Below are 26,061 nucleotides of genomic sequence, written 5' to 3' on the forward strand. Positions count from 1 at the left end.
GGTGGACGGTGGCGGCCCGGGCGAGTGGCGCCGTCGGGCCAGTCGACGGCGTCGACGGTGTAGCCCACCGATGCCGGATGGGCGGCCAGTTCGCCCAGGCCGCAGCCCACGTCGAGGGCCCGGCAACCCCCGGTGGGGCGGGCTTGCCGGATGGCGGTCCATCGAGCGCGGCACCGCGGGTTTTCGCTGATCCAACCAGTCGGTATGTTGCAAGTTCGCCGAACACACCTGTTGGGAGTGGACCATGACGCAGCCGTCCGTGCCGCCCGTACCGCGTATCGAAGGCCACTGCGACCCGGGATTCGCCGCCGTGCGTGACGCTTTCGCGGCCAACTTCGCCGAGCGCGAGGAGCTGGGCGCGGCGGTGACCGTCCAGGTCGGCGGTCGGACCGTGGTGGATCTGTGGGGTGGCTGGGCGGACGCCGGGCGCGAACGGGTGTGGGAGCGGGACACCGTGGTGAACGTGTGGTCCACCACCAAGGGCGTGACGGCGCTGTGCGCGCATCTGCTCGCGGACCGGGGGCTGCTGGACTTCGACGCCCCGGTGGCCTCGTACTGGCCGGAGTTCGCGGCAGCGGGCAAGGCGGCGCTGCCGGTGCGGCACTTGCTCTCGCACCGGGCGGGCCTGGCCGGGTTGCGGCAGAGGCACACCGTGGCCGATCTGTACGACTGGGAGAAGACCTGCGCACGGCTGGCCGCCACCGAGCCGTGGTGGGAGCCCGGCACGCGGTCGGGCTACCACGCCATGACATACGGCCACTTGGTGGGCGAGGTGATCCGGCGCGTCACCGGTGTACTGCCCGGTGAGTTTCTGCGGCAGGAGATCACCGGGCCGCTGGGGGTCGATTTCAGCATCGGCCTGCCGGAGAAGGAGGCCGGGCGGGCGGCCGAGCTGGTGCATCCGCCCACCGCCGCGTCGAGCGAACAGGCCGCGGTGTTCGCACAGTTGGAGCCGGTCGCGATCGCCGCGCTGGCCAACCCCCTCGTCGGGGCCGCCAAGGCCAATACTCCGCAGTGGCGGGCCGCGCAGATCCCGGCCGCCAACGGCCACGGGACGGCCCGCGCGATCGCCACCCTCTACGGCGTCTACGCCCGCCATGGCCTGGCCGGGGACCATCGTGTGCTCTCGCCCGGGGCCGTCGAGCGGGCCCGTGAGGGGCAGGGGGCGTGCCGCGACCTGGTCCTGGGGCACGGCCTCCCCCACGACATGGAGGCCGGGCTCGGTGTGTGGCTGAGCGGCCCCAACGGCTCGTACGGCCCCAACCACCGCGCCTTCGGCCACGACGGCTTCGGCGGTTCGTGCGGCCACGCCGACCCCGAGGCCCAGGTCAGCCTCGGTTATGTCATGAACCGCATGGGTCCGCACATCGCCGACGACCCCCGGAAGAAGGCCCTGATCGACGCGGTGTACACGGCGCTGTGAGTGCGCCGTAGGAAACCGTTATCGGCGGGGGTGGTGTGGCTCCGTCCACCGGCCGGGCGGCCAGCGGCTCCTGGCGCGGCGCCCGGGGCCGGGACCGGCACCCTGCGGCGGATGTCGGACATCTTCTCCAGCGGTGAGTTCGGCGGCATCGTCGAGGCGATCTGCGATCTGTACGCGATCAGCGGCAAGGCCCAGCACCTGGCGCCGGCCCGCCTGTTCGACCTCGACAGGCTCATCGACGCCTGCGCGGCCGGCGACGACATCCTGGACGGGCCGCACACCAACCAGCACATCCCGGTCTTCACCGGTCTGGCCCGGCTGTACGACGAGACGCGGGAGGAGCGCTGTCCCCGCGGCGAAGAACTTCTGGGACATGGTCGTGCCGGGCCGGATGTACGGGATCGGCGGCACCGGCAACCGGGAGTTCCGGGGCGCGCGCGGCCCCATCGCCAGGACCCTCGGCGACACCACCGCCGAGACCTGCTGCGCCTACAACATGCTCAAGCTGAGCAGGATGCTGTTCTTCCATGAGCAGAAGCCGTCGTACGGGGACTACTACGAGCGCGCCCTGTACCACCAGGTCCTCGGCTCCGAGCAGGACACGGCCGACGCGGAGAAGCCCCTCGTCACGTACTTCATCGGCCTGGTGCCGGGACATGTGCGCGACTACGCCACCAAGGCGGGCACGACCTGCTGCGAGGGCACCGGCATGGAGAGCGCCACCAAGTACCAGGACTGCGTGTACGTCAGGCGGGCCGACGGCACCGCCCTGTACGTCAACCTGTACAGCCCGTCCACCCTCACCCGGGCCGAGAAGGGCATCACCGTCACCCGGTCCACCGGCTGTCCGGCTCAGCAGAGCTCCACGCTCGTCATCCGGGGCCGCACCGCCCGCTTCGACCTGTGCTTGCGCGTGCCCGCGTGGGCGACGAGCGGTTTCCGGGTGACGGTCAACGGCAAGCCGGTGAAGGGGCCCTGGTCCCCCGGCGGTTACGCCTCGGTGTCCCGCACCTGGCGGGACGGGGACACCGTCCGGGTGCTCATCCGGTTCCGGCTGCGGGTGGAGAAGACGCCCGACGGCATCGAGTTCGCCCCGTTCTCCGAAGGGACCGAGGAGCCCGCGCACGCCTGCTTCACCGGAGCGAGGGCGCGCTGGTCCAGCACGTCCGGTCCACCGTGGCCGCCTGGGTGGCCGCGGGACTGCTCGGCGCGGCGGACGGCCGGGGCGTGGTCGCCGCGGCGAAGAAGGCGGCTGCGTATCCTGAGCGGCCCCGGGCGCGGGCACTTGGCGCGAGCCCGGCGCCCGCGCGCCCTGCCTCAAGACGGCTGTCCGCGGCTATGGTGAGCGGGGTTCGAGGGGCATGGGCCCGGCGGGGGAAGCGCGTCGGCGCTGGTGAGGGAGGGCTGCTGTGGACGGCGGCACGGTGGGGCTCCGGATCGCATCGGCAGTGGTCGTGCCGGTGGTCAAACGACTGCTGGTGCCGCCCGCGAGCGCGCCGGCGGCCGAGTTCGGCGAGCGCCCGGTCCCGATCCGCCGGCTGGTGTCCTTCGCCAAGGAGCACCGCACGCTGACCGAGGACGATCTGCACAAGCTCGCCCGGGAGCTGGTCCGCCGCGCGGTACGGGCCGCAGGTCCCCACGATCCGCCGATCGGCGCGGACGAGCACGACTCCGTCGGGCAGGCGCTGACCCGCACCCTGCACGCGCTCGGCGATCTCGACATGGACGACGTCCACGCCTTCGCGCTCGGCCCCGAGCGGCTGGCCGCCGAGCTGTCCCGGAGCGCGGGGCCCGACACCCGCAGGCTCCTCAGCGACGACGCCGCCCGCTTCCACGACCGGCTCCTGGAGACGGCGTGCGTGCACCTCATGCGCTTCTTCAGCCAGCGGCCCGGTTTCGCGGCCCGAGCCCAGATCGAGCTGAGCCGCGAGATCCGGGAGCAGAGCGAGAAATTGGACAGGATCCTGCGGCGGCTGCCCGACATCAGCCGCCAGGACGCGGAGTTCGAGGAGGAGTACGCGCGCTACGTCGTCGAGTGCCACGGCCGGCTCACGATCTACGGCGTCGACCTGCGCGAACCGGACGGCCAGGACTGGCCGCTGGAGACCGCGTACCTGAGCCTGGAGGCCAGGCCGTACCGCGAGGGCACCGATCCGGTCCCGGTGGTGAACGGCGAGCCGGGCGCCGACCGGGAGGCGGAGGCCGAGCGGGCCGCGGGCCCGGCCGAGGGGGTCTTCGCCCGCCATGAGCGGGTGCTCCTGCACGGGGTCGCGGGCACCGGCAAGACGACCCTGGTGCAGTGGCTGGCCCTCGCCACGGCGCAGCAGGACCGGGTGCCCGGCGGGCTGACGCAGCTGTTCGGACGCGTCCCGTTCGTCCTGCCGCTGCGCACCCTGGCCCGCAAGGACGCCGAACTGCCCATGCCCGAGGACTTCCTTCGCTGGATCGGCTGCCCGCTGGTGGGCACCGAACCGGACGGATGGGCGGCGCGGGTGCTGCAGCACGGGCGCGGCGTGCTGCTGATCGACGGGGCCGACGAGATCCCGAAGGAAGACCGGACCCGCACTCGAGCCTGGCTCAAGAAGCTGCTGGCCGTCTTCCCCGGCAATCTGTGGCTGCTCACCTCCCGTCCCTCGGCCCTGGAGCGGGGCTGGCTGGCGCGCGACGGCTTCCAGGAGTTCACGCTCGCCGCGATGCGGCCCGCCGACATGAAGCAGTTCATCCGGCGCTGGCACGCGGCGGCCGGGGCGTCGCAGGAGCTGGCAGAGACGCTGACGCTGTCGCTGCGCAGCAGCCCCGAGCTGAGCCGGCTGGCGACCAACCCGCTGATGTGCGGCCTGATCTGCGCCCTGCACCGGGAGCGCCGCGGCTTTCTGCCGCAGGGCCGCGCCGCCCTGTACGAGGCGGCGCTCTCGATGCTCCTGGAGCGGCGCGATCTGGAGCGCGAGGTGTACGGCCGCAGCCGCCCGGCGCTGGACCAGCGGTCGGCGACGGAACCGCTGCAGAAGCTGGCGTACTGGCTGATCCGCAACGAGCGGACGCAGCTGGACCGGCCGGACGCGGTGGACGTGGTGCGGCGGCTGCAGCCCTCGGTGCCCCGTCTGGCGGAAGTGGGGACGGCGGAGGAAGCTTTGCAGTATCTGCTGGAGCGTTCCGGTCTGTTGCGGGAACCCGCCACGGGTGCGGTGAACTTCATTCACCGGACTTTTCAGGATTTCCTGGGCGCCAGGGCCGTACTGGAAGAGCGCGACATGGGCATGCTGGTGAACAACGCGCACTTGGACCAGTGGGAGGACGTGGTTCAGATGGCCGTCGCACAGGCCCGCCACCAGGAGCGCGCCGATCTGCTGACCCGCCTTCGCGAGCGGGGCGACCGGGAGCAGGACGCGGCGGTGCGGGCGCGCCTGCGGCTCCTCGCGCTCGCCTCCCTCGAACAGGCCACCCGCCTGGAGCCGACGGTGCGCGAGGCGATCGAGGACCGGGCCGCGCGGCTGCTCCCGCCGCGCAGCCTGCGGGAGGCCAGGTCACTGGCGCAGACGGGCCCGCTGCTGCTCGGCCTGCTGCCCGCCGCGAAGGATCTGGAGGGCGACGAGGAGCTGGCCACCGTCCACGCGATATGCCAGATCGGCGGGGACGCGGCCATCCCCAGGCTCCGGGAGTTCCTGCGCACCGGCCAGCCCGCGGTGCGCGCTCAGCTCCTCGCCCACTGGGACCGGTTCGACACGACGGCGTACGCCGAGGAAATCGTGCGCCCCCTCCTCGACATCGCCCCCGAGGAGATCGTCACGGTGCGCTCGCACGCCGAGCTGGACGCCCTGCGCACCATGTCCGGGTATCAGCGCGTGGGACTGCACGGGGATTTCGGCCCCGACGAGATCAGCGCCGCGCTCGATCCGCGGCGGCTGCGCGAGCTGCGTCTGCGCAACTCCCTCCAGCTGGAGGATCTCGGTCTGCTCTCCGCCTACCCCGAGCTGGAGACGCTCGCCCTGCAGGGGTGCCGGAACGTCAAGGACCCGGCGCCGCTGACCCGGCTGCCGCGGCTGCGGAGGCTGGAGCTGCGGGACCTCCCCCAGTTCGAGACCCTGCTGAAGCTGGCCGGCTGCCCCCGGCTGGAGGGGCTTCTCGTCGGGCCGGAGGTGCCCTGGCGCGGTCTGTCCGACCTGCCGCGCGCCGCCGAGCTGCGGCTGCTGGCGCTGCCGTCGGCGGCGGCCCAGCTCACGGGCATCGTGGCGTGCCGGGGGCTTGAGGAACTGCGGCTGCAGGACGCCAGCGAGCGGCTGACGCCGGACGAGTGGGGCTCCCTCCTCGCCGAGCTGCCGCATCTGCGCAAGCTGACGCTGTCCCCGCAGCAGCTGAGCATGCTGCTGTTCGCCCCGCGCACCGAGATCCCCCAGGTCACCCACCTGGATGTGTGGGCCAGGGCGGGGGACGCGGTTCCACTGCGGCGGATCGCCCGGCGCCTCCCGGGCCTGGAGGAGGTCCATCTGTCGCAGGTCGCGGAGCTCGATCTCGCCTCCCTCGCCGGGCTCCCCCGGCTGCGCCGGGTACGGCTCGTCTACCCCGGCGAGATCCGCGGGGCGGACTCGCTTCCCGACAGTGTCGAACTGGATATCTATCCGCACCCCTGACACCCGGCGCCACGCCGTACCCGTGTTCGACACCGGGGTCACGCTGGGGCCATCGCGTACGTGATTCCGCCTTCACCTGGTGTGATGTTCCCACAACGGGTAAATTCTCTGTTTACAGGCGTAGTTGGTACGGATGTCAGCGGCTGATGTCTCGGGGGAGCGGTGCCGCCCGCCTCCTAAAGTTGTGGCCGCCGGCAGCGTTGAGCACGTTGGGCAACGAAGGCGGGACACAGCCAGATGCGCGTATCGGAAGGGTCACCGCTCTATGGCCGGGACCCCCTGCTGCGCTCGCTGGTCCCCCGGCTCACGGGCCTGACCCTCGACGAGCGGTCCCGCACGCCCCGGGAGCACCAGGGCGATCTGCCCGTCGTGCTGGTGACGGGATACCACGGCATCGGGCGCAGTGCCGTCCTGGCGGAACTGGCCGCGCGCTACCGGGACCGGCTGCCGCTCGCCCACGTACGGGTCGTCGCCGGCGAAACCGCCGTCTTCCGGCCGGCCCCGGCCGACGGCGGGACGCCCACCGCCTCCACCCTGGTCGAGATCCTGGCGGAGCTGGTGTGCGGGCTCGCGCCGGGCCTGCGCCGCCGCTTCCCCGTCCTGGTGCCGGGCCTGTTCGCCGTCTCCGGCTGGCACCACGGCAACGCCGAGCAGCGGGACGCGGCGTGTCTGCGGTTCGCCCGGCTGCTGCACGCCTGCCGCCTCAGCGGCGGGGACGAGAACACGCTGCGGCACGCCTGGGCCACCGCCGTCGAAGGCCGTCTGGACACCCGCGACGCGGACACCGGCGACGCGGACACCGGCGCGGCGTACGCGGAGTCCGGCCAGGCGGACCCGTGGGATCTGCCGGCCCCCTCCCGCCGGGACGCCATCACCGCCGCCGTGGTGGCCGAGTACGCCGAGCGGCACCAGCCGGACGCGGCCCGCGAGTGGTACCGGCGGCGCTTCCCCCGGGGCGCGGAGGGCCAGGATCCGCTGGTGCTGCTCGGGCAGTGGTTCCAGCAGGGCGGCGACTACCGGCACGCGGCCGAGCAGAGTCTGATGGCCGCCTTCCTGCACGATGTGGCCGCCTCCTACGGCAGGCTGCAGCGGTGGAACCGGGAGCCGTGGCCGCTCGTCCTGCTCGACGACGTACACCACCCGCCGGGGCAGGCCTTCCTCGATCTGCTCCTGGAGCACCGGGCCAGTCCTGCGCGCCCCGACCACGAGGAGCTGGTCGTCGTGGCCACCCGGCTCGGCGGTCTGCCGGAGGAGGCGTCCGCCGCGGTCCGCCGCAACCTTCCCGACCTGGTGAAGTCCTCCGGCTGGGAGCGCAAGGGGCTCAGCCCCTCCGCCGGGCTGCTCGCCGTCCCCCTCACCCCGCTGAGCCGGGACGACATCCTGCCGATGCTGGTGCCGAACCGGCCCGCCCGGCCGCTCCACCCCTATCTGGCCTCGGCCGTGCACTCCCTCACCGGCGGGCATCCCGCGGTGACCACCGTGCTGTGCGGGGCGGTGCTGGACGCCACCGAGAAGGGCGGCAGCGTGGGCCCCCGGGACCTTCTGCAGCTGCGGGCCGGGGACGGGCGCCCGGTCACCGAAGCGCTCCTGGAGCGGCTGCTTCCGGACCGGCGCCAGCGCGACCGGTTGACCCTGCTGTCGCTCGCCCGCGACAGCACCGCGGCCGAGGCACTGGCCGACCATCTGCGCCTCCAGGGTCCCGATCAGCTGCCCGCCAACTCCGCCGCCGACTACCTCGAAGAGCAGCAGTGGCAGCAGCTCACCCCGCCGGACGAGCCGCTGGTCACCGATCCGCTGCTGCGGACCCTGCTGGTGCACGAGGCGCGCCGCACCTCACGGGCGGCCGAGGACGGCCGTGGCTGGCAGGACATCCACCGCTTCCTGCGGATGCACCACGCCCAGCGCGGTGAGAGCGGGGAGGCGGACGCCCTGCGGCACACGCTCGCCGCCGGGAACGCCGAGGCCGTGGTGGCCATGCTGGCGGAGGAGTTCCAGTCGGAGCAGGATGAACACGCCGCCGCGCACTGGCTGCTGTGCCTGCGGTACGCCGCCACCGCGCCCACCCCGCCCGCCGGGGAGTGGACCGACGAACGTATGCAGGTCGCCCTCGGCGCGCACGACGGCCGGTACGCGGGGCTGCACGAGATCGAGCGCTGCGTCAACCGGCTGCTGCACGCCCTGTGGCACGTGTCCGAACCGCACGCCGAACCCGACCCCGACATGTGCAAGGCCGTCGGCGAAGAGCTGGCCTACCTCTCACCGCGGCACCCGTCCTGGCACGCCGTCCTGGGCCAGGCCGCCCGCAGCTGGCCCGCGGCGGCGCGGAAGAAGCGCCCCTTCCCCATCACCGGTCAGTGAGGAAGCATGCTGCAGCGTCTGTTCCGTCGTCATCCCCGCGAGTGGGGCCCGGTCGAGTGGCTGGCCGTCTTCGGACTCGGTGCCCTGGCCGCCGTCGCGATCACCGTCATCGTCGGCATGGCCCGGGGCCCCGGCAGATGCGGTGACGACCTGCGGGACATCGACGGGGACTGCATAGGCGTCACCGGATCCGCCTTCGAGACGGATCCGGGCCTCACATCCCTGGTCCAGGCGGTCGCGGACGAGAACGCCCGGGTGCGGCGGGACGCGGAGTCCCCGTCGAGCGGGCCCAGGATCCCGTATGTGCGCATCGCGCTGATGATGCCCTTCACCGCGGACGAGCACAGCGCCATGACCACGGACATGATCCGCCGCGGGCTCGCCGGTGCCCTCGCCGCGCAGCGGCAGGCCAACCGCTTCGGCGGCCCGCACTACCAGCTGCTCCTCGCCCCCGACGGCCGCAACCTCGACCAGTGGGAGCCCGTCGTCGCGCGCCTGGCCGAACTGTCCAAGGACACCCGCGCGCCACTGGTCGGCGTGACCGGCATCCCCAGCAGTACGCCGGACACGCGCAGGGCGATCGCCGCACTCAGCAAGCACAGCATCCCCACGGTCGGCCCCGTCATCACCGCGGCCACCATGAACGCGCCGTACTTCTTCAAGACCTCGGCCAACAACGACCAGTTCGCCCGCGCCCTGGGCCGCTACCTGGCCGAGAAGCCGGGCAAGCACCGGGGCTTCCTGGTCTGGGACAACCGCGCCGAGGACGTCTACTCGCAGGACCTGCGCAGCGTCTTCGAACGGCACTTCGGCGACGCGTACGGCCTGGCGCACCACAACTCGAACTTCACCGGCACCTCCGGAACCGACAAGGGCATCCCCCAGCGGTTCACCGACGCCGTGCAGAAAATCTGCAACGAGAAGTCCGACACCGTCTTCTTCGCGGGCCGCGACCAGGACCTGCCCGCGTTCGTCGAACGCCTGGCCCAGGAGGGCGACTGCGGCCGCACCGCGAAGCTGCGCATCCTCAAGGTGGGCATCGGCCTGGAACCCACCCTCACCGCCGACGCGCCCACGCGGCGGCTGGACGACGCCCGGGCGACGATCGTGGACGCGTCCTGCGTCGACCCCGCCTGGTGGAGCGGAAAGCACAAGCCGGGCAAGGCACTCGGCCGCTTCCTCGACCGCTTCGACGAGCTGAAGAAGCCGCACAAGCTCGACACCGAACAGCTCAACGACGGCTACGCCGTCATGTACCACGACGCCTTCACCCTGCTCGCCAACGCCGTGGACCGCACCTACACCGAAATCAACGAGGGCGGCCGGCGGGCCCCGAAGTCCCCGAGCATCCCCACGAAGGACGACGTCTACAACACCCTCATCATCCCGAGCATCTCCGGCGACTCCTGCGATTCCTGCCTGATCGGCGCGGGAGGCACCTACGGCTTCGAGGGCCCGGGCAAGAACGACCAGTGGGCCGTCTGCAAGCCGGTCCCCGTCGTCGAGTACCCGGCCCCCGCCCGCACCGACGAGGAGCGCCCCCGCACCCTGTACCGCACCTACCGCGACGGCCCCGGGAACGCCTGCCCCTCCTGACCGCGCGGGACGCGGCGCACGCGCCCTAGGCGCAGGACGGGCACAGGCCTCGGTAGGTGACCTCGGCCTCGGACACCGTGAAGCCGAACCGCTCCTCCGCCGGGAGGGCGGCCAGGGGGTCGCCGGTGGGGTGGACGTCGCGGATGGTGCCGCAGCTGGAGCACACCAGGTGCTGATGGGGATGGTGCGCGTTCGGGTCGTACCGCTTGGCGCGGCCGTCGGTGGAGACCTCGGTGACCTCGCGGAGGGAGACCAGCTCGCCCAGGGTGTTGTAGACGGTCGCCCGGGAGATCTCGGGCAGCCGCTCCGCCGCGCGGGCGTGCACCTCGTCGGCGGTGAGATGCACATGGTCCCCGTCCAGGACCTCCGCGACGACACGCCGCTGGGAGGTCATCCGCCAGCCACGTCCTCGCAGTCGCCGCAGCAGGTCACTCATACAGGCTCACCTATTCACGTTCGGTGGGATGCCCCGATTTTACCCATGAGCGTCCGGGACTCCGATGGGATCTGGGTTTGGCGGGCTTATTGACTTAGATTCTGTCCATCGTAGGATCGGTTCCGGCGATAGCCAAGGGACAGGAAGCCTCCATTTTCGGCAGGAGACGGAGACGTGGGGCCCGCGCCCCGACTGTTCCACCGCCCGCAGTTCCGGGCACCTGATCCGCCTGGTTTGGAAGGATTCCCATGTCTGAGAACCATGAAGCAATCGTCACAGACTCCAAGACGGAGGGTGAGGGCGAAGGTGGCTGCCCGGTCGCGCACGGGCGTGCCCCGCATCCGACGCAGGGCGGTGGAAACCGCCAGTGGTGGCCGGAGCGGCTCAATCTGAAGATCCTGGCCAAGAACCCTGCCGTGGCCGACCCCCTCGGCGAGGACTTCGACTACGCCGAGGCGTTCAAGAGCCTCGACCTGGCGGCCGTGAAGCGGGACATCGCGGAGGTGCTGACCACCTCGCAGGACTGGTGGCCGGCCGACTTCGGCCACTACGGCCCGTTCATGATCCGGATGGCCTGGCACAGCGCGGGCACCTACCGGATCAGCGACGGCCGAGGCGGTGGCGGCACCGGGCAGCAGCGCTTCGCGCCGCTCAACAGCTGGCCGGACAACGGCAACCTCGACAAGGCCCGCCGTCTGCTGTGGCCGGTCAAGAAGAAGTACGGCCAGAGCCTGTCGTGGGCCGACCTCATGATCCTCACCGGCAATGTGGCCCTGGAGTCCATGGGCTTCGAGACTTTCGGCTTCGGCGGCGGCCGCGCGGACGTCTGGGAGCCCGACGAGGACGTGTACTGGGGCCCCGAGACCACCTGGCTCGGCGACGAGCGCTACACCGGTGACCGGGAGCTGGAGGACCCCCTCGGCGCGGTGCAGATGGGCCTGATCTACGTCAACCCGGAGGGCCCCAACGGCAACCCCGACCCGCTCGCCGCGGCCCGGGACATCCGCGAGACGTTCCGCCGGATGGCGATGAACGACGAGGAGACCGTCGCCCTGATCGCGGGCGGTCACACCTTCGGCAAGACCCACGGCGCGGGTCCGGCGGACAGCGTCGGCGCCGACCCCGAGGCCGCCACCTTCGAGGAGCAGGGCCTGGGCTGGAGGAGCACCTTCGGCACCGGCAAGGGCGCGGACGCCATCACCTCCGGCCTGGAGGTCACCTGGACCACCACGCCCACCCAGTGGGACAACAACTTCTTCGAGGTCCTCTTCGGCTACGAGTGGGAGCTGACCAAGAGCCCGGCCGGCGCCAACCAGTGGCGGCCGAAGGACGGCGCGGGCGAGGGCACGGCGCCGCACGCCCACGACGCGTCGAAGAAGATCGCGCCGAACATGCTCACCACGGACCTGGCGCTGCGCTTCGACCCGATCTACGAGCCGATCTCCCGCCGCTTCCACGAGCACCCCGAGGAGTTCGCGGACGCCTTCGCCCGGGCCTGGTACAAGCTGACCCACCGCGACATGGGCCCCAAGTCGCTCCTCCTCGGCCCTGAGGTCCCGCAGGAGACCCTGCTGTGGCAGGACCCGCTGCCGGAGGCCGAGGGCGAGGTCATCGACGCCGCGGACATCGCGGCGCTCAAGGCCAAGCTGCTCGACTCGGGCCTGAGCGTCTCGCAGCTCGTCAGCACCGCGTGGGCGTCGGCCTCGACCTTCCGCGGCAGCGACAAGCGCGGCGGCGCCAACGGCGCGCGCATCCGCCTGGAGCCGCAGCGCGGGTGGGAGGTCAACAACCCCGACGAGCTGGCGACGGTGCTGCGCACCCTCGAAAGCGTCCAGCGGGAGTTCAACTCCGGTGCCAAGAAGGTCTCCCTGGCCGACCTGATCGTGCTCGGCGGTTCGGCGGCCGTGGAGAAGGCGGCCAAGGACGCCGGTCACGACATCGAGGTGCCCTTCACCCCGGGCCGTGTCGACGCGACCGAGGAGCACACCGACGCCGAGTCGTTCGCCGCGCTGGAGCCGAAGGCCGACGGGTTCCGCAACTACGTCGGGAAGGGCAACCGGCTGCCGGCCGAGTACCTGCTGATCGACCGGGCGAACCTGCTGACCCTGAGCGCCCCGGAGCTGACGGTCCTCGTCGGTGGCCTCCGCGTCCTGGGCGCCAACCACGCCCAGTCCGCGCACGGCGTCTTCACCGACACCCCGGGCACCCTGACCAACGACTTCTTCGTCAACCTGCTCGACATGGGCACGCAGTGGAAGTCGACGTCCGAGGCCCAGGACACGTTCGAGGGCCGCGACGCCGCCACGGGTGAGGTCAAGTGGACCGGCACCCGTGCCGACCTGGTCTTCGGGTCGAACTCCGAGCTGCGCGCGCTCGCGGAGGTCTACGCGAGCGATGACGCGAAGAAGAAGTTCGTGAACGACTTCGTCGCCGCGTGGACCAAGGTGATGAACCTCGACCGGTTCGACCTCGCCTGATCCGTCTCCTGCCCCATAGCGTCCAGGCCGGCCCGATGGGCCGGCCTGGACGTCTTTCCGGCCGCGGACACCGGGGCCCGCTTCGTCCGCGCGGACCCGAGGACCAGAACGTCATCGGCGGATTCGGCCGCACCGGCCCGGTGGCGGGGGCCGGCGTCCTGCGCGGTGGCCGCCATGTCTACCGTGAGGGCTCCGGACCGGTCCGGGCACGATGCTCACGCTGGTCAGGGACCCTGCCGACCGACTTGTGAGAGGCACTCATGACGACTGTCGAAACCTCGGTGCGCGAGGGAGTGGCGCATCTGGTGCTCGACCGCCCGTCCGCGCTCAACGCGCTCGACACCGACACCGTGCTCGCCATGCGCGGCGCGCTGGACCGGTGGCGCGGTGACCCCGGTGTCCGCGCGGTCGTCGTCCGCAGCGGCACGCCGCGGGCGTTCTGCGCGGGAGGAGACATCCGGGCGATCCGGGAGGCGGCGCTGCGTGGCGACTTCGCCGCCACGACGCGGTTCTTCGGCGAGGAGTACGCCCTGAACCAGGAGATCGCCGAGTATCCCAAGCCGTATGTGGCGCTGATCGACGGGGTCGCCATGGGCGGTGGCCTCGGCATCTCCGTGCACGGCGCGGTGCGTGTGGCCACCGAGCGATCGGTGTTCGCGATGCCGGAAACCCTCATCGGCTTCTTCCCCGATGTCGGCGCCTGCTTCTTCCTGCCCCGGCTCCGCGGTGCGCTCGGCCGCTACCTCGGGCTGACCGGCGCGCGGCTGAGCGGGGCCGACGCGGTCAAGGCCGGGCTGGCGACCCACTTCATACCCTCCGCGGAGCTGCCCGAGTTCACCGCCGCTCTGGACACGGCCGAACTGGACGACGCGCTCGCCAAGTACGCCCGTATCCCACCGCCGTCCGACCTGGACGACATCGGCGGCCGCGTCGCCGCGGCGTTCGCGCCCGGCGCCCTGTCCGAGGTGGTCGACCGGCTCCGGGCGGACGGTTCGGCCTGGGCGGAGACGACGCTCGGCTCGCTCGCGGCCGCGTCGCCGCTGAGCCTCCGGCTGACCGACGAGATGCTGCGCCTGGGCGAGCGCGACAGCCTCGCCCCGTGCCTGCGACGGGACCTGGAGGTGGCGGCCCGGCTCGTCCGCGAGCCGGACTTCGCCGAAGGCGTCCGCGCGAAGCTGGTGGACAAGACCGGGGACCCGCGCTGGTCGTTCGCGTCCGGCGAGGCGGTCCCCCAGGAGCGGATCGCCGCACTGCTCGGTGGCTAGCCCGATCGCACCTTCGTACCTACCACCGCAGAGGAAGTGATGTGCCGTGCCGGGTCCTTCGGGCAGGGGTGTCCTGGTCACCGGGGCGTCCCGGGGCATCGGGCGGGCGGTCGCGCGGGCGTTCGCGGAGCGGGGCGACCGGGTGGCCGTGCACTACGGGGCGCGGAGGGCGGACGCCGAGGAGACCCGGGCGGCGCTGCCGGGCGAGGGACATGTGGTCATCGGTGGCGATCTCGGTGATCCGGCCGCGGCGCAGCGGATCGCCGACACCGCCGAGGAGGCGCTGGGCGGCGTCGACGTGCTGGTCAACAACGCCGCCGTGGCCACCTCGGAGGACAACGCGCACCGGGTGGCCGAGGTGTCGTACGCGGAGTGGCAGCGGGTCTGGCGGCAGATGGTCGAGGTGAATCTGCTCGGCGCGGCACACCTGAGCTACTGCGTGGCGCGGCACCTCATCGACCGTGGTGCGCCCGGCCGGATCGTGCACATCGGCTCGCGCGGCGCGTTCCGTGGCGAGCCGGACCATCCGGCCTACGGGGCGAGCAAGGCGGCGCTGCACGCGCTCGGCCAGTCGCTGGCGGTCGCGCTGGCCCCGCACGGCATCGCGGTCACGTCCGTGGCGCCCGGTTTCACCGCCACCGAGCGGGTGGCGGGACGGCTGGCCGGGGAGTCGGGGGACGCGCTGCGGGAGCAGAGCCCGTTCGGCAGGGTCGGCACGCCGGAGGAGGTGGCGGCCGCGGTGGTGTATCTGGCGTCGGCGGAGGCCACCTGGGCGTCGGGGACGGTCCTGGACCTCAACGGGGCGTCGCATCTGCGGCTGTGAAAGAGGCGGACGCACGAGGACCGAGGGCGATCCGGGCCATCTGCGAGCGGGCGGCCGCGCACCGGGCTTCACGGTGAGATATGCCACACCGCGCCTGCCGAATTCCGGCGCGGCTCAGTTCGGGGGAATCTCCGGCTGCGCAAGCTGTGTCTATTGACCTGCGCGGACGGGGTTTCGGCGCGAGCCCTCCACAGGAAGGCACGACAGGAAGGGCGGCCGCTCCTTCGGCGAATGCCGACCAGGCCCGGCACCGCGGCGAGCGCCTGCCCGCCAAAGGCCTTCTTGATTCCCCATAGACCCCTCATTATGTTGGACAAATCAGGGGAGGTGCATTTGACCGATGCTGACTCACCCCCGGCTACAACGACCACCCTGGCCAGGCCATTCGACGAATGCGGCGCTGACGGCAAGGTGTACGCCCGAAGCGCTGCACTCCCGGCCGAACCGCCCTTCCAAGAATTGCGGTGGCGCTGAACGGTAGATGTTCACGTAGTTGTTACAGCGGCGCATCGCTTTCAACCCCGTGCGGCGTGTAGCCATCATCCATGCCCTGTCGCGCAGACTCGGCCGAATTCTGCATGGTCATACATCGAAATACTAGTGACCACACTAGACTTTCAAGAAAGGATCTTCTCTTGCTCACTCCCCTCACGAACACCGTTCCAGCGGAGAAGTCTTGCCCGGCTCTTCAGTACGAGCTTCTCGACCGGCGGGAAGAACTCGCCGTCTTAGGACGACTCGCCGAGCGTTTACCCGACCGTGTCAGTTCGGTGGTATGCATCGAGGGTGCGGGAGGCATCGGCAAGACCTCGCTGCTGAACGCCTGGATCGCCGGTGCGCGCGACCGTGGTCTGCTGGTGGCTCGCGTGTGCGGCAGCGAGTCGCAAGAAGCCCGGCCGTGGTCGGCGGCACGGCAGTTGTTCGACTCCCTTCTTGCCGCGCTCTGCGAATCGGACCGGCGTGCCCTGCAGGAGAGCCCGGCGGCCCGGACCCTGTCCGCCCTGTCCACCCTGCCCGGTGAGGGCGGCCGGGCGTGCGGGGACCAGGCCGAGGTGATCGGCGAGAGCCTGTACGAGCTGGTCGTCAACGCCTGCGAGATGGGCCCATTGGCCCTGGTCCTGGATGATGCCACCTGGGCCGATCAGGCGTCGCTCCACTGGATGCGCCGGCTGGCGGGCCGCATCGACGGCCTTCCGCTGATGCTGGTGACGACCCGGCGGTGCGGTAGCGGACAGGAAACCGCGCCGCTGCTGGACGAACTCGCCCTCCAGCCGGGCGTCATCACCCTGGAACTGTCCCCGCTCAGCCCCGGGAGCGTGCGCCGGCTCGTCCAGGACCGGATGGGCGGACGCGCCGACGAGCAGTTCTGCGCGGCGTGCCACGAGGCGTGCGGGGGTAATCCCCTGCTGCTCAACGAGTTGCTGCGGGTCCTGGTGAAGAACGGGGTGCGACCGTGCGCGGCTCAGGCCGGCCGCGTGGCCGAACTCAACGGACACGTACTGGAAAAGACCATCGCCATACGCCTGGCCCGGCAGTCCAAAGCGGTCATGGCGATGAGCCGGGCGCTGGCGGTACTCGGTGACGGTACCCAGCTTCCCGTCGTGGCCGCGCTGGCCGGTCTCGATCCCTTCCGCGCACAGGAGGCGGTGCGGGAGATGCGCTGCATGGGAGTCCTGACCGAGGAGGAGCATCCGCGGTTCACCCAGCCGCTGATACGGTCCGCCCTCTTCCGTGCCATGGCTCCGGGGAAGCTGGCCGAGGAGCACATGCGCGCCGCCCGGCTGCTGCGCGACCACGGCGAATGCAGTGAGAAGGTCGCCCGCCACCTGATGCTGACCCAGCCCACCGGAGACGAGTGGCGCATCGCGGTGCTGCGAGACGCGGCGCGGAGGGCCGCGGCCCGCGGCGCCCCGGCCCTCTCGGCCCGCTACCTGCGGCAAGCCCTGACGGAGGCCCCGGCCCCGCAGGTGGAGGTGTGCCTCCGGGCGGAACTCGCGACGATCGAGTTGCTGGACAATCCCACGGCTTCCGCCTACCACTTCCAGCAGGAACTGCTGCTGCGCCAGGACACCCGCGGGCGGGCCGCCGCGGTCAGCGGGCTGGCCGCGGCGTTGTGCGCCACCCGGCGCACCCATGAGGCGGTGACGGCGCTGCGGCAGGGACTGGCCGAGCTCGGGGAGTCGCCCGAGCACGGCGAGTGGCGGTTGCGGCTGGAGGCGCAATGGGTCCTGGCCGCGTGGCAGGACGGCTCCTCGGCGTCGATCGGCACGGAGCTGGTGGAGGCGCGGTCGAGTCGTCACCTGCGCGGCGACACCCCCGGCGAGCGGGCTTGGCTGGCGGTGCGCGCCCTGCACGCCCAGGCGGGTCACGGCACCGCCGAGCACGCCCGTTCCCTGGCGGGCCGCGCCCTGCGGGGTGGGATGGAGCTCGACGGGGCCATGCTGTGGTTCTACCCGCCCCTCCTCCTCGCCCTCGTCGCCACCGACCATCCGGAAATGGCGGCCGGCTGGCTCCAGCGGATGGCCGACCACGCCGCACGGCGTGGCTCGGGGCGCCTGTCCGCCCTGGCGAGCTTCGGGCTGGGCACGGTGGCCTGGCACTCCGGCCGTGTGCGGGAGGGGCTCGGCCACGCGCGTGACCTGCTCGACGTGGTCGGGCGGGCAACCCCGGAACGTCCCGCCCTGCCGTCGTTCGCGGTCGTGGCCAACCTGCTGCTGGACCTGGGGGCCACCGATATCGCGCACGACATCCTGCAGACGCACCCGACCGACAGCCTCGTCAGCGATGCCTGGGCCAGGTCCGCCTATCTGCTCGCCCACGGGCGGCTGCGGCTGGAGCAAGGTGATGCGGGTGCCGCCCTGGCATCCTTGCTGGAGTGCGGCCGGTACCAGGAGGCCGGACCTGTGATCACTCCGGCGATCGCCCGGTGGCGCTCCTACGCCGCCCTGGCGTATGCCGCCACCGGCGACCGGGCCTCGGCGATCGACATGGCCGAGCGCGACCTGGAACTGTCGCGCAGATGGGGCACCCACAAGGCGATCGGCGTCAGCCTCCGCACGCTGGGCACGGTCACCGGCGGCAAGCGGGGACTTGAACTCCTGTCCCAGGCCGTCGACATGCTGGAGCACTCACCGGCGCGGGTGGAACTCGCCTACACGCTGAACGAGTTCGGTGCCGCCTGCCAGCGCCTCGCCCGACGGGACACGGCGCGATCCTCCCTGCAACGGGCACTGGTGGTGGCGGAGGAGTGCTCCGCGAGCTGCCTGGCCGACCGCGTCCGCGGCGCTCTGCCGCTGGTCGGAGGCAGACTTCGGGCGGCCAAGGCATCGGATGCGCGGCGGCTCACCCCCAGCGAGCGCCGGGTGGCGGAGCTGGCCGCCCAGGGCCGCAGCAACCGCGAGATCTCCGAGGCCCTCTTCGTCACCCGGCGCACCGTCGAGATCCATCTGACCAGTGCCTATCGCAAGCTGGAGATCTCCGGCAGGCCGGAACTGGCCTTCGCGCTGGCCCAGTCGGCCACCCCGGTCCGGCAGGACCGGGCGCTGCCCGTGCCCTGACCGCCGCCGCCCGGAACCCGGGCCCCGGCCGCGGGGTACGGCCAGGGCCCGGGTTCCGGGCGTCCGTCACCGGCCGCCGGGCGGCCGGTCCGCGGATGCCTGGCTCACCGTCAGCTCCGCGAGACCGGGAGGGTCACCACGGTCGGCCGCCTGGAGCGTGAGCCGTACGTAGCGGACGAGCGCGGGGTGCCGGAGCACGCCGGAGGAGGCGGAGTTCTCCGCCGGGCGCCAATGCCGGCCGTCGGCCGAAACCTGCATGGTGGACGACTCGGGCGCGGTGGAGGTCCATTCCGGCGAGATGCGGGTCACCCGGCGTGCGCGTCCCAGGTCGACGGTGAGGCTGCCGTCCGCCTCGGCCGGGGCCCAGGCCGTGGCGGCGCTGCCGTCCACCGCCGCCCGGGCGTCCATGCCCGGCTGTCCGGAGGTGGCCGTCGCCGTCGCGCACCGGGCGGCGTTGGCCGTGGCCTCGAGGTCCGGGCGCCGGGTCTCCAGTACGGCCGGGGCGACCGTGGCGACCGTCCGGGTGCCCTCGGCGGTCTCGACCTCGAACGGTGTGCCACCGGTCAGCCGGACGGTCGTGCGGTGGGGACCGATGGCGACGTCGAACGTGCGGCCCCGCCAGTGCAGCCCCTTCAGCCGCACCCCCTCCTTCATCTGCGGGGGGAGCACCGGGTCCAGTCGCACCCGGTCGTCCTCCCACCGCAGTCCGGCCAGGCCGTAGGTGAACGTCTGGAGGAAGCCACCCGCCCCGGTGAGGAAGTTGTGCGCGGGCGCGCCCGCCAGTGGGTCGTCCGCTCCTGCCTTGGCGCCGCGCGCCTCGGAGAACTGGTGGAAGGGCCCGCGGACGAACGGCTCGATCGAGCGCATCACGTAGGTGTACGTCGAGCATCCCGGCTCGCCGATGGCCGCGGCGTCGATCGCGTGGATCGCGTCCGTCATCGCGGGGCCTTCCGGGTCGGTGCGTACGGCGTAGTAGTCCAGGGTGCGAGCCGCCTGCTCGCGGGTCATGGGCCACCGCAGCGGGTACATCAGCATGGCGGTGTCCGCCTGCTTGATCTTCGAGCCGTCATAGCCGGCGTACTGCTCGAAGACCTGCCGCTCGCTGTCGTACGGAATGCGCAGCCGGTCGGCGATCCGCGTCCAGTCGGCGGGCGGGTCCTGTCCGAGCACCCGCGCCGCACGGGTCGCGTCGCGCAGCGCCGTGGCCGCGCCGGCGTTGGTGAAGGCCCCGTCGGTGACGCCGTTGCTGTACTCGTCGGGGCCGGCCACGTTCTCGATCGAGTAGCTGCCGTCGGCGTTTCCGGTGACCCGTCCGGTCCAGAACTCGGCGATGCCCTTCAGTACCGGCCACCCGCGTGTCCGCAGCCAGTCGCGGTCGCCGGTCGCCTGGTAGTACTGCCAGACGGCCATGGCGATATCGCTCTGGAGGTGGATCTGCATGAGGCAGTGCGGCGGCGGGCCCCAGCTGTGGCACTCTTCCAGGTCGCCCTGGCCACCACTGGTCCACGAGTAGAACAGACCGGGATAGCCGATCCGCTCGGCATTGGCGCGGGCCGCCGTGCGGGTGCGGTAGCGGTAGTCCACGATGGATCTGGCCAGCCGCGGCTGGTTCGCGAGCAGCGCGGGGAACATCCAGGTGTCGGCGTCCCAGAACACCTGGCCCGCGTAGTTGTCGCTGGTCAGCCCGGTCGGCGCGATGCTGTTGCGGGAGCCGGCGCGGACGTTGGACAGCATCCCGTACTCCGAGGAGCGGATCCATGCCTGGAGGTCGGGCTGCCCGGCGACCGCGATGTCGCTGCGCCACAGCGCGGCCCAGGCCGCCGTGTGGGTGGCGAACAGGGCCGGCCAGCCCCGCTCCGCGGCCTGCCGGGAGGCGGCCACCGCCGCCCGGAGCGGGGTGTCGGCGGTCAAGGCGGTGTCCACGCCGACGTACTTGGTGAGCGTGTACGTGTGCGCGCCGCGGACCGGGAAGCCGACGGATTGCCGGTTCGTCAGACTTCGGCCGGTCTCGGCCGGGCGGGTGTCGCGCGGGTGTACGCCGGGTCCTGTGGTGAGGGTGGAGGCGATGGCGCCGCGGGTCCCGGTGCCCTCGGAGCGGAATCCGACGGTCATGGTGCGGCCGGGCTCGCGCCCGCCACCGGTCGCCGAGAGCATCCGGGCGCCGCGGCCGTCGATGAGGTCGGTGACGGTGGCGTCACCGCTCCAATGCGGGGTCATCCGCACCCGTACCGCGGCCGTATGCTCCCGGTCGCGGGCGGCGAACACCTCGTAGACCAGGTCGGTGGCGCGTCCGTCGGCCGTGGTCCAGGTCAGCGAGGTGCGGACCAGGCCGCACCGCAGGAGAACGGTCTGCCGGTAGTGGGAGATCCGGTCGGCCGGAGTCGCCGAGGTGAAGGCTTCGGCGCCGACACCGACGGTCAGCCCGGTCCAGGTGGGGAGGGCGGCGATGACCTGCCGGTCGTCGGTGGTCGACGGGTTGTGGGCGTACAGGCCCGAGACGTACGAGCCGTCGTAACGCGGCGTGTACAGGGGCCAGCCGGTTCGCTGCTCGCCGGCCCAGTACCCGGTGCCGTTGGGAGGGATGCGCTGCCCGAGGTAGCCGTTGCCCACGAAGGCGTGGTAGCTGTCCTGCGCGTCGATGGCGGTCGATGACGGCGCCCAGCCGTCCTCCGGACGCTCCCCGGAGCACGATGCGGCGGAAGGCGCCGACGGCTCCGGGGCCCGGGTGGGCAGTGCGGAGGCCGAGGCGACGGGCAGGGCCAGGGCGACCAGGAGGATCCAGCCGATCCGCAGCCAGCGGGGCATCCGCGCGCGGGCCGCCGGGTCGAAGGCTTCGGGCCCGGCCGTCACAGCCGGACCCCCTCGCGCGAGAGGGGGTTGGACGGACGGATCGCCAGGGACATCGCCCCCGCGGCCAGGCACACCGTGGCACCCGTGAACCAGACGATCGTGTAGCTGCCGAAGTTGTCACGGATCACCCCGCCCACGGCGGTCGCGAGCGCCCCGCCGAGCTGGTGCGCGGTCCACAGCCAGCCGAAGACCACACCGGCCGACGAGCCGAAGGACTCCTGGCACAGCCGGATGGTCGGCGGCACGGTGGCGATCCAGTCCATGCCGTAGAAGATGGTGAAGACCAGCATGCCGGGCGTCACCGTGTCGGCGAACAGCCACGGCAGCATCAGCAGGGACAACCCTCGCAGGGTGTAGTACACCAGGAGCAGGTAACGCGAGTCGTACCGGTCCGTCAGCCAGCCGGAGAAGGTGGTCCCGACGATGTCGAAGACCCCGGCGATGCCGAGCAGCCCGGCGGCGGCCGTCGTCGTCATCCCGTGGTCGTGCGCGGCCGGGATGAAGTCGGTCTGTATGAAGCCGGACGTCGTGACACCGCAGATACCGAAGGTGCCGGCCAGCAGCCAGAAATCCTGTGTCCGGGCCGCCTTCCGCAGCACCCCGAACGCGCTCGTGGCCGCGGGCGCCGCCTCCGGTGCCGTCGGCTCCGCGCCCGGTTCGCCCTCTGCCGCCTCCTCGGCTCCGTACGCGGTCAGGCCCATCTCCCGCGGGTGGTCGCGGAGCAGGAAGATGACGAAGGGCACCGCGACCAAGGAGCCGAGCGCCACCACGATCGACGCCGTGCGCCAGCTCGAGTTGTCGCTCAGCCGTCCCAGCAGCGGCAGGAAGACCAGCTGGCCCGCGGTGCTTCCGGCGGTGAGAACCCCGGAGACGATGCCGCGGCGCTTGACGAACCACCGCTCGGTGAGGGTGGCGACGAAGGCCAGGGAGATCGCGCCGCAGCCGGCTCCCACCAGCACGCCCCACAGCAGCACCAGCTGCCACGGCGCCGTCATCCACGCGGGCAGCCCGGTGCCGAGTGCGATCAGCACCAGCGCGCCGGAGAGCACACTGCGGATGCTGAGCCGTTCCATCAGCGCCGCCGCGTACGGCGCCGCCAGGCCGACGATCACCAGGTTCAGCGAGATCGCGAAGGAGATCGTGCCGTAGGACCAGCCCATCTCCTCGTGGAGCGGGGTCAGGACCACCGAAGGCAGGGAACGGAAGCCGGACGTACCGATCAGGACCAGGAACGAGACACCGGCCACGATCCAGGCCCAGTGAAGGGAACCCGCTCCGGCACGTGGCCCGCTGCGGGGTGTTTCGGGGATCTTTTCAAGGTTTTGCACGTGCATCCTCCCACGGGAACGGGCAAGCCCGAGGTGAAATCCTCCGGCGCGGCGGTTCCGCCGGACGGTGTCAGCGGTCGCCTTCGGGCGCGTGGGTGACGACCATGGCCGAGTACGTGGCGCCCAGGCCGGTCGCGGTGAACAGGTAGTGGCGACCGGCCTCCAGCTGTCCGGTGTCCCGCATCGTCGTGTAATTGACCATGACGTCGGAGGCGTAGCAGTGGCTGTACTTCGGGAGGTTGTCGGTGAAGAACCGGTCGCGGTCCACGCCGAGTTCGGTGGAGACCTCGATCATCAGCGAGTTGTAGTGCACGAACCGGTGGATGTCGTCGAGTTCGAGGCCGGCCTGGGCGATCGCCTCGCGGATGACATCGCACACCTCCGGATCGTGTGCGTTGTTGGCCCTCTCACGGGTTTCCTGGTCCATCAGGATGCCGTCGGCGAACTCGCCGCGGGTGCGGGTGACGTAGGAGCGCACGCGGTCCCCCCGGCCCCCGCGGGCGACCAGGCAGGCGCTGGCGGCCTCGCCCATCACCGAACCGAGGGAGTGGTAGTCCTGGTTCAGCTTCGCGAAGGGTTTCTCCCCGGTGACGACCAGGGCGCGCGCCGCCGGGTCACCGTCCATCGCCAGCAGGGCGCCGGCCATGTCGATGGCCGCGAGCCCGATCGCGCAGTTCTGCTGGGTGAGCCCGAACGCCTGCGCGTCATGGAGTCCGAGCGAGGTGCGCAGGACGTCGGCGGCGTCCATGGTGGAGGGGGTGACCTCCTGGGTGGCGTGTCCGTACAGCAGGTACTTCACCGTGCTCGGGTCGGTCACCTCCTTCAGGGCCGCGCGGGCGGCCGGGAGGATGAGGTCGAAGAGCGACTGTTCGGGGTCCAGCCGCATGTCGCGGACGCCGTAGACGCGACGCAGCACTTTCATCTGAGCCCGCGTCAGCCCCAGCGGGCCGCCGACGTCCTCCAGGGAGACCGAGCGGGACGGTACGTAGGCACCCCATGCCTCCAGGGTGGTCGGCTGGTCGTCGAGGGCCCCCTGCGGTCCGTTGCCCGGCCGGGGCGTGTAGGCGGTCGAGAAGGTCACGCCGTTGTCCTCCTGTGTGTGGTCCGTACTTCCTGAAGCTGCGTGGCTCCGAGCCGCGTGGTGGGGCCGGCTCAGGCGCTCAGCGCGCGCCGGCGGGCCTTGTGCACCGGCACCACCACGACCCCCACCGCACGGCAGACGACCACCGGCTCGTCGAGGACCGCGGCTGTGCTGTGGCCCTCCTCGTAGCGGGCCTCGATGACCTTGCGGGCCTCCAGCTCGACGACCCGGCGCAGCCGGCTTTCCTTGGTCAGCCGCCCGGTCACCTCGATGAAGTCACCGGCGTGGACGGGAGCGGTGAAGGTCACCTCGGTGTAGTGGGACAGCAGTCCCTCGTCTCCGTCGGTGCGGATGGCGATCTCGGTGACGACGTCACCGAAGAGGCGGAGCATGCGGGCTCCGTCCACGAGGTCGCCGCCGTAGTGCGCCTCCTCGGCTCCCATGCGCACCCGCAGCATCACCGTGCACGGATCGGTCGGATCAGTCGGCACTGAGTGCCCTCCTCTTCGTGAGAACGCCGCCGCGAGCCCTCGTCGTCCGCGCGAGAACGGCGTCGAACGCCTGCGCCACCTCCTGATGCGTGGCGGTGTCGGCGCGCTCCGGCATGGCCGCCGACCAGCCCACCGCGACGGCGATGACCAGGTCTTCCTTGTGCGAGATCGACACAGCGATCCGGTCCAGGCCGATGTCGGCGGCACGGCGCGCGGCGGCGCCGGTCAGCCGCACAAGAGGGGCTCCTTCCTCGGTCCGGCCGATGTCGACCTGCCAGGCCGGGACGCCGGCGAGCAGTCCGACGCCCAGCGCTTTGAGCACCGCCTCCTTCGCGGCGAACCGGCCGGCCAGGAACTCCCGGCGCCGGCTGGGCGCCAAAGTCCCGGCCTCCCGGCGTTCCGGGGCCGAATACATCAGCTGCCGGAACCAGCCGCGGCGCGCCAGCCGGTCGAGTTCGCCGATGCGGAGCAGGTCGACCCCGACGAAGGGGGGACCGGACTCCCCCGTGGCCTGGCTCACGGCGAGGGCTCCGGGTGCGCGGCGCCGCGCAGAACCGCCGCCGAGCAGGTTCCCGAGCGCGGGTCGGTGTCGTGCAGGACGACCGTGTCGTACTGCCCGGCCCACTGGGGGTTTTGGGCCAGCTCCAGCCAGACGCTCGTGCAGTAGGTCCGCTCGGCGTGCCGGTGGACCTCCACGCCGTCCGGCAGGGTGTCGTGCCCGCCCCGGGGGCCTTCGACGACCAGCGCCGTGTCGGCCCGGTCCGCGGCGGTCACCTCGGCGAGCCGGCGGGCGCAGTCGGCCGGTCCGGTTTGGGTCCACACGTCGTGCACGCTCAGCCCCGGTCCCTCCTGGCCGGACTGCAGCAACAGCAGCGCACCGGAGTCGATCAGGTCCGCGCCGTCCACCAGCGGGTCGTCGTTGGGCAGTGTGCTCTGCTCCAGCACCGCCAGTACGGCCTGGTCGCAGTAGCCGAGCCGGCAGTACGCGGCGGCGACGCGAAGCGCCGAGAAGGGCGCTGCCAGTCCCTGCTCGGCGACCGCGAAGCTCGCCGCGCGGTTGCCGAACGCCCGGTTCAGCTGGGTGGAGGTGGTGGTGAAGGGGTGCACGTCGGGCAGGGCGTAGGAGACCATCACGAGGTCCGGTTCCACGGTTCCGAGCGGATCGCCGTCGAGCAACCGCTGGACCAGATCGGCGTGGGTGACCACCGGCCGGTCCCCGGCCGACACCACGTCCGGGCTCTGGCCGAAGGACGTGAGGAGGTCGCGGTCGTACTCCGCCATGATGGAGAACTCGGGGCGCACGGTACGGGGCGGGGCAAGGACCGCCGCCCCCTGCCGTACCGCCAGTGTGCTGCCGGCCATCAAGATCCTTCCTGGAAGACTTCTGAGGTCGAGGACGTCACGCGGCCTCCCAGGCCCGGCTGGCCGGGCCTGGGAGAATCCCGGCTAGCCGGCGGCCTGGCCCGCCGCGGACGGCATCTGCCGGAGCAGGTAGTCGGTGAAGCTGCCGACGGTGGCGAAGTCCGTCATCTCCAGCTGCTCGGGGTCGACCTCCACCCCGACCGAGTCCTCCAGCGTCATGAGGACCTCGAGTACGGAGGTGGAGTCCAGGTGCATGTCGTCGAACAGCCGGACGTCCTCCGACAGGCCGTCGACCGGGCGCTCGAGAGCCTCGCTCAGCGCGGACTCGATCTGGTTGACGAGTTCGGTGCGGTCCATGGGTACTCCGTTCGGGTCGGAAGGGGTGT

General features: G+C 71.9%; 16 protein-coding genes and 1 pseudogene. 9 read left to right on the forward strand and 8 right to left on the reverse strand.

The genetic code is table 11. The features are described from left to right. Positions 1-244 precede the first annotated feature (244 nt). From ASC60_RS27575 to ASC60_RS27595, 5 genes and pseudogenes are all read left to right on the forward strand, one after another. The gene (locus ASC60_RS27575; protein ID WP_055555580.1) at positions 245-1,423 is read left to right on the forward strand and encodes a serine hydrolase; all 1,179 of its coding nucleotides are present in this window, start codon (positions 245-247) and stop codon (positions 1,421-1,423) included. Between the two features lie 99 nt (positions 1,424-1,522). Beyond that, a pseudogene (locus ASC60_RS27580) lies at positions 1,523-2,677 on the forward strand (beta-L-arabinofuranosidase domain-containing protein); the annotation flags it as partial. Positions 2,678-2,832: 155 nt separating this feature from the next. Continuing rightward, on the forward strand, positions 2,833-6,051 hold the full coding sequence (locus ASC60_RS27585) for an NACHT domain-containing NTPase (protein WP_055555584.1): 3,219 nt from the start codon (positions 2,833-2,835) through the stop codon (positions 6,049-6,051). Between the two features lie 237 nt (positions 6,052-6,288). Next, positions 6,289-8,409 carry an ATP-binding protein gene (locus ASC60_RS27590; RefSeq protein WP_055555585.1) on the forward strand — a complete coding sequence of 707 codons (2,121 nt, stop codon included), beginning with the start codon at positions 6,289-6,291 and terminating at the stop codon, positions 8,407-8,409. Positions 8,410-8,415: 6 nt separating this feature from the next. Further along, positions 8,416-10,005 carry an ABC transporter substrate-binding protein gene (locus ASC60_RS27595; protein ID WP_055555587.1) on the forward strand — a complete coding sequence of 530 codons (1,590 nt, stop codon included), beginning with the start codon at positions 8,416-8,418 and terminating at the stop codon, positions 10,003-10,005. Between the two features lie 25 nt (positions 10,006-10,030). On the opposite strand, the gene ASC60_RS27600 is transcribed toward ASC60_RS27595, so the two are convergent. Further along, complete coding sequence (locus ASC60_RS27600; RefSeq protein WP_055555589.1) at positions 10,031-10,441, reverse strand: Fur family transcriptional regulator; 411 nt, start codon at positions 10,439-10,441, stop codon at positions 10,031-10,033. Between the two features lie 248 nt (positions 10,442-10,689). Here ASC60_RS27600 and katG point away from each other — a divergent pair, with 248 nt between their 5' ends. The 4 genes from katG to ASC60_RS27620 all read left to right on the forward strand — a co-directional run bounded on the left by katG (position 10,690) and on the right by ASC60_RS27620 (position 18,563). Then, the gene (katG, locus tag ASC60_RS27605; RefSeq protein WP_055555590.1) at positions 10,690-12,918 is read left to right on the forward strand and encodes a catalase/peroxidase HPI; all 2,229 of its coding nucleotides are present in this window, start codon (positions 10,690-10,692) and stop codon (positions 12,916-12,918) included. 260 nt (positions 12,919-13,178) lie between these two features. Further along, positions 13,179-14,183: an enoyl-CoA hydratase/isomerase family protein gene (locus ASC60_RS27610; RefSeq protein WP_055555592.1), complete on the forward strand. Its 1,005-nt coding sequence runs from the start codon at positions 13,179-13,181 to the stop codon at positions 14,181-14,183. Between the two features lie 46 nt (positions 14,184-14,229). Further along, complete coding sequence (locus ASC60_RS27615) at positions 14,230-15,006, forward strand: SDR family NAD(P)-dependent oxidoreductase (protein ID WP_055555594.1); 777 nt, start codon at positions 14,230-14,232, stop codon at positions 15,004-15,006. Between the two features lie 578 nt (positions 15,007-15,584). Beyond that, positions 15,585-18,563, forward strand: coding sequence for an AAA family ATPase (locus ASC60_RS27620; RefSeq protein ID WP_234357180.1), 2,979 nt, complete (start codon positions 15,585-15,587; stop codon positions 18,561-18,563). Between the two features lie 66 nt (positions 18,564-18,629). Here ASC60_RS27620 and ASC60_RS27625 read toward each other — a convergent pair whose 3' ends face one another. The 7 genes from ASC60_RS27625 to ASC60_RS27655 form a co-directional block, all read right to left on the reverse strand. Next, positions 18,630-21,368 carry a discoidin domain-containing protein gene (locus ASC60_RS27625; protein WP_055555816.1) on the reverse strand — a complete coding sequence of 913 codons (2,739 nt, stop codon included), beginning with the start codon at positions 21,366-21,368 and terminating at the stop codon, positions 18,630-18,632. Positions 21,369-21,409: 41 nt separating this feature from the next. Continuing rightward, the gene (locus ASC60_RS27630) at positions 21,410-22,747 is read right to left on the reverse strand and encodes an MFS transporter (RefSeq protein WP_079038675.1); all 1,338 of its coding nucleotides are present in this window, start codon (positions 22,745-22,747) and stop codon (positions 21,410-21,412) included. Between the two features lie 64 nt (positions 22,748-22,811). Next, a complete protein-coding gene (locus tag ASC60_RS27635) occupies positions 22,812-23,822 on the reverse strand; it encodes a 3-oxoacyl-[acyl-carrier-protein] synthase III C-terminal domain-containing protein (RefSeq protein ID WP_055555597.1) in 1,011 nt (336 codons plus the stop codon). A gap of 71 nt (positions 23,823-23,893) precedes the next feature. Continuing rightward, a complete protein-coding gene (locus ASC60_RS27640) occupies positions 23,894-24,313 on the reverse strand; it encodes a 3-aminobutyryl-CoA ammonia lyase (RefSeq protein ID WP_370592971.1) in 420 nt (139 codons plus the stop codon). Then, entirely contained in the window at positions 24,303-24,833 is a 531-nt protein-coding gene (locus ASC60_RS27645; RefSeq protein ID WP_055555599.1) for a holo-ACP synthase, read from the reverse strand. Before ASC60_RS27645 ends, ASC60_RS27640 begins: the two co-directional genes overlap by 11 nt. Beyond that, positions 24,830-25,675 (reverse strand): hypothetical protein, encoded by an 846-nt coding sequence (locus tag ASC60_RS27650; protein WP_055555601.1) that lies wholly within the window; start codon positions 25,673-25,675, stop codon positions 24,830-24,832. The genes ASC60_RS27645 and ASC60_RS27650 overlap by 4 nt, the downstream gene beginning before the upstream one ends. A gap of 84 nt (positions 25,676-25,759) precedes the next feature. Next, positions 25,760-26,032, reverse strand: a complete 273-nt coding sequence (locus ASC60_RS27655; protein ID WP_055555603.1) for an acyl carrier protein — start codon at positions 26,030-26,032, stop codon at positions 25,760-25,762. Positions 26,033-26,061: the final 29 nt, after the last annotated feature.

Origin of the sequence: Streptomyces sp. NBRC 110028 (genome assembly GCF_001417735.1) — a bacterium.
Lineage (GTDB): Bacteria > Actinomycetota > Actinomycetes > Streptomycetales > Streptomycetaceae > Streptomyces.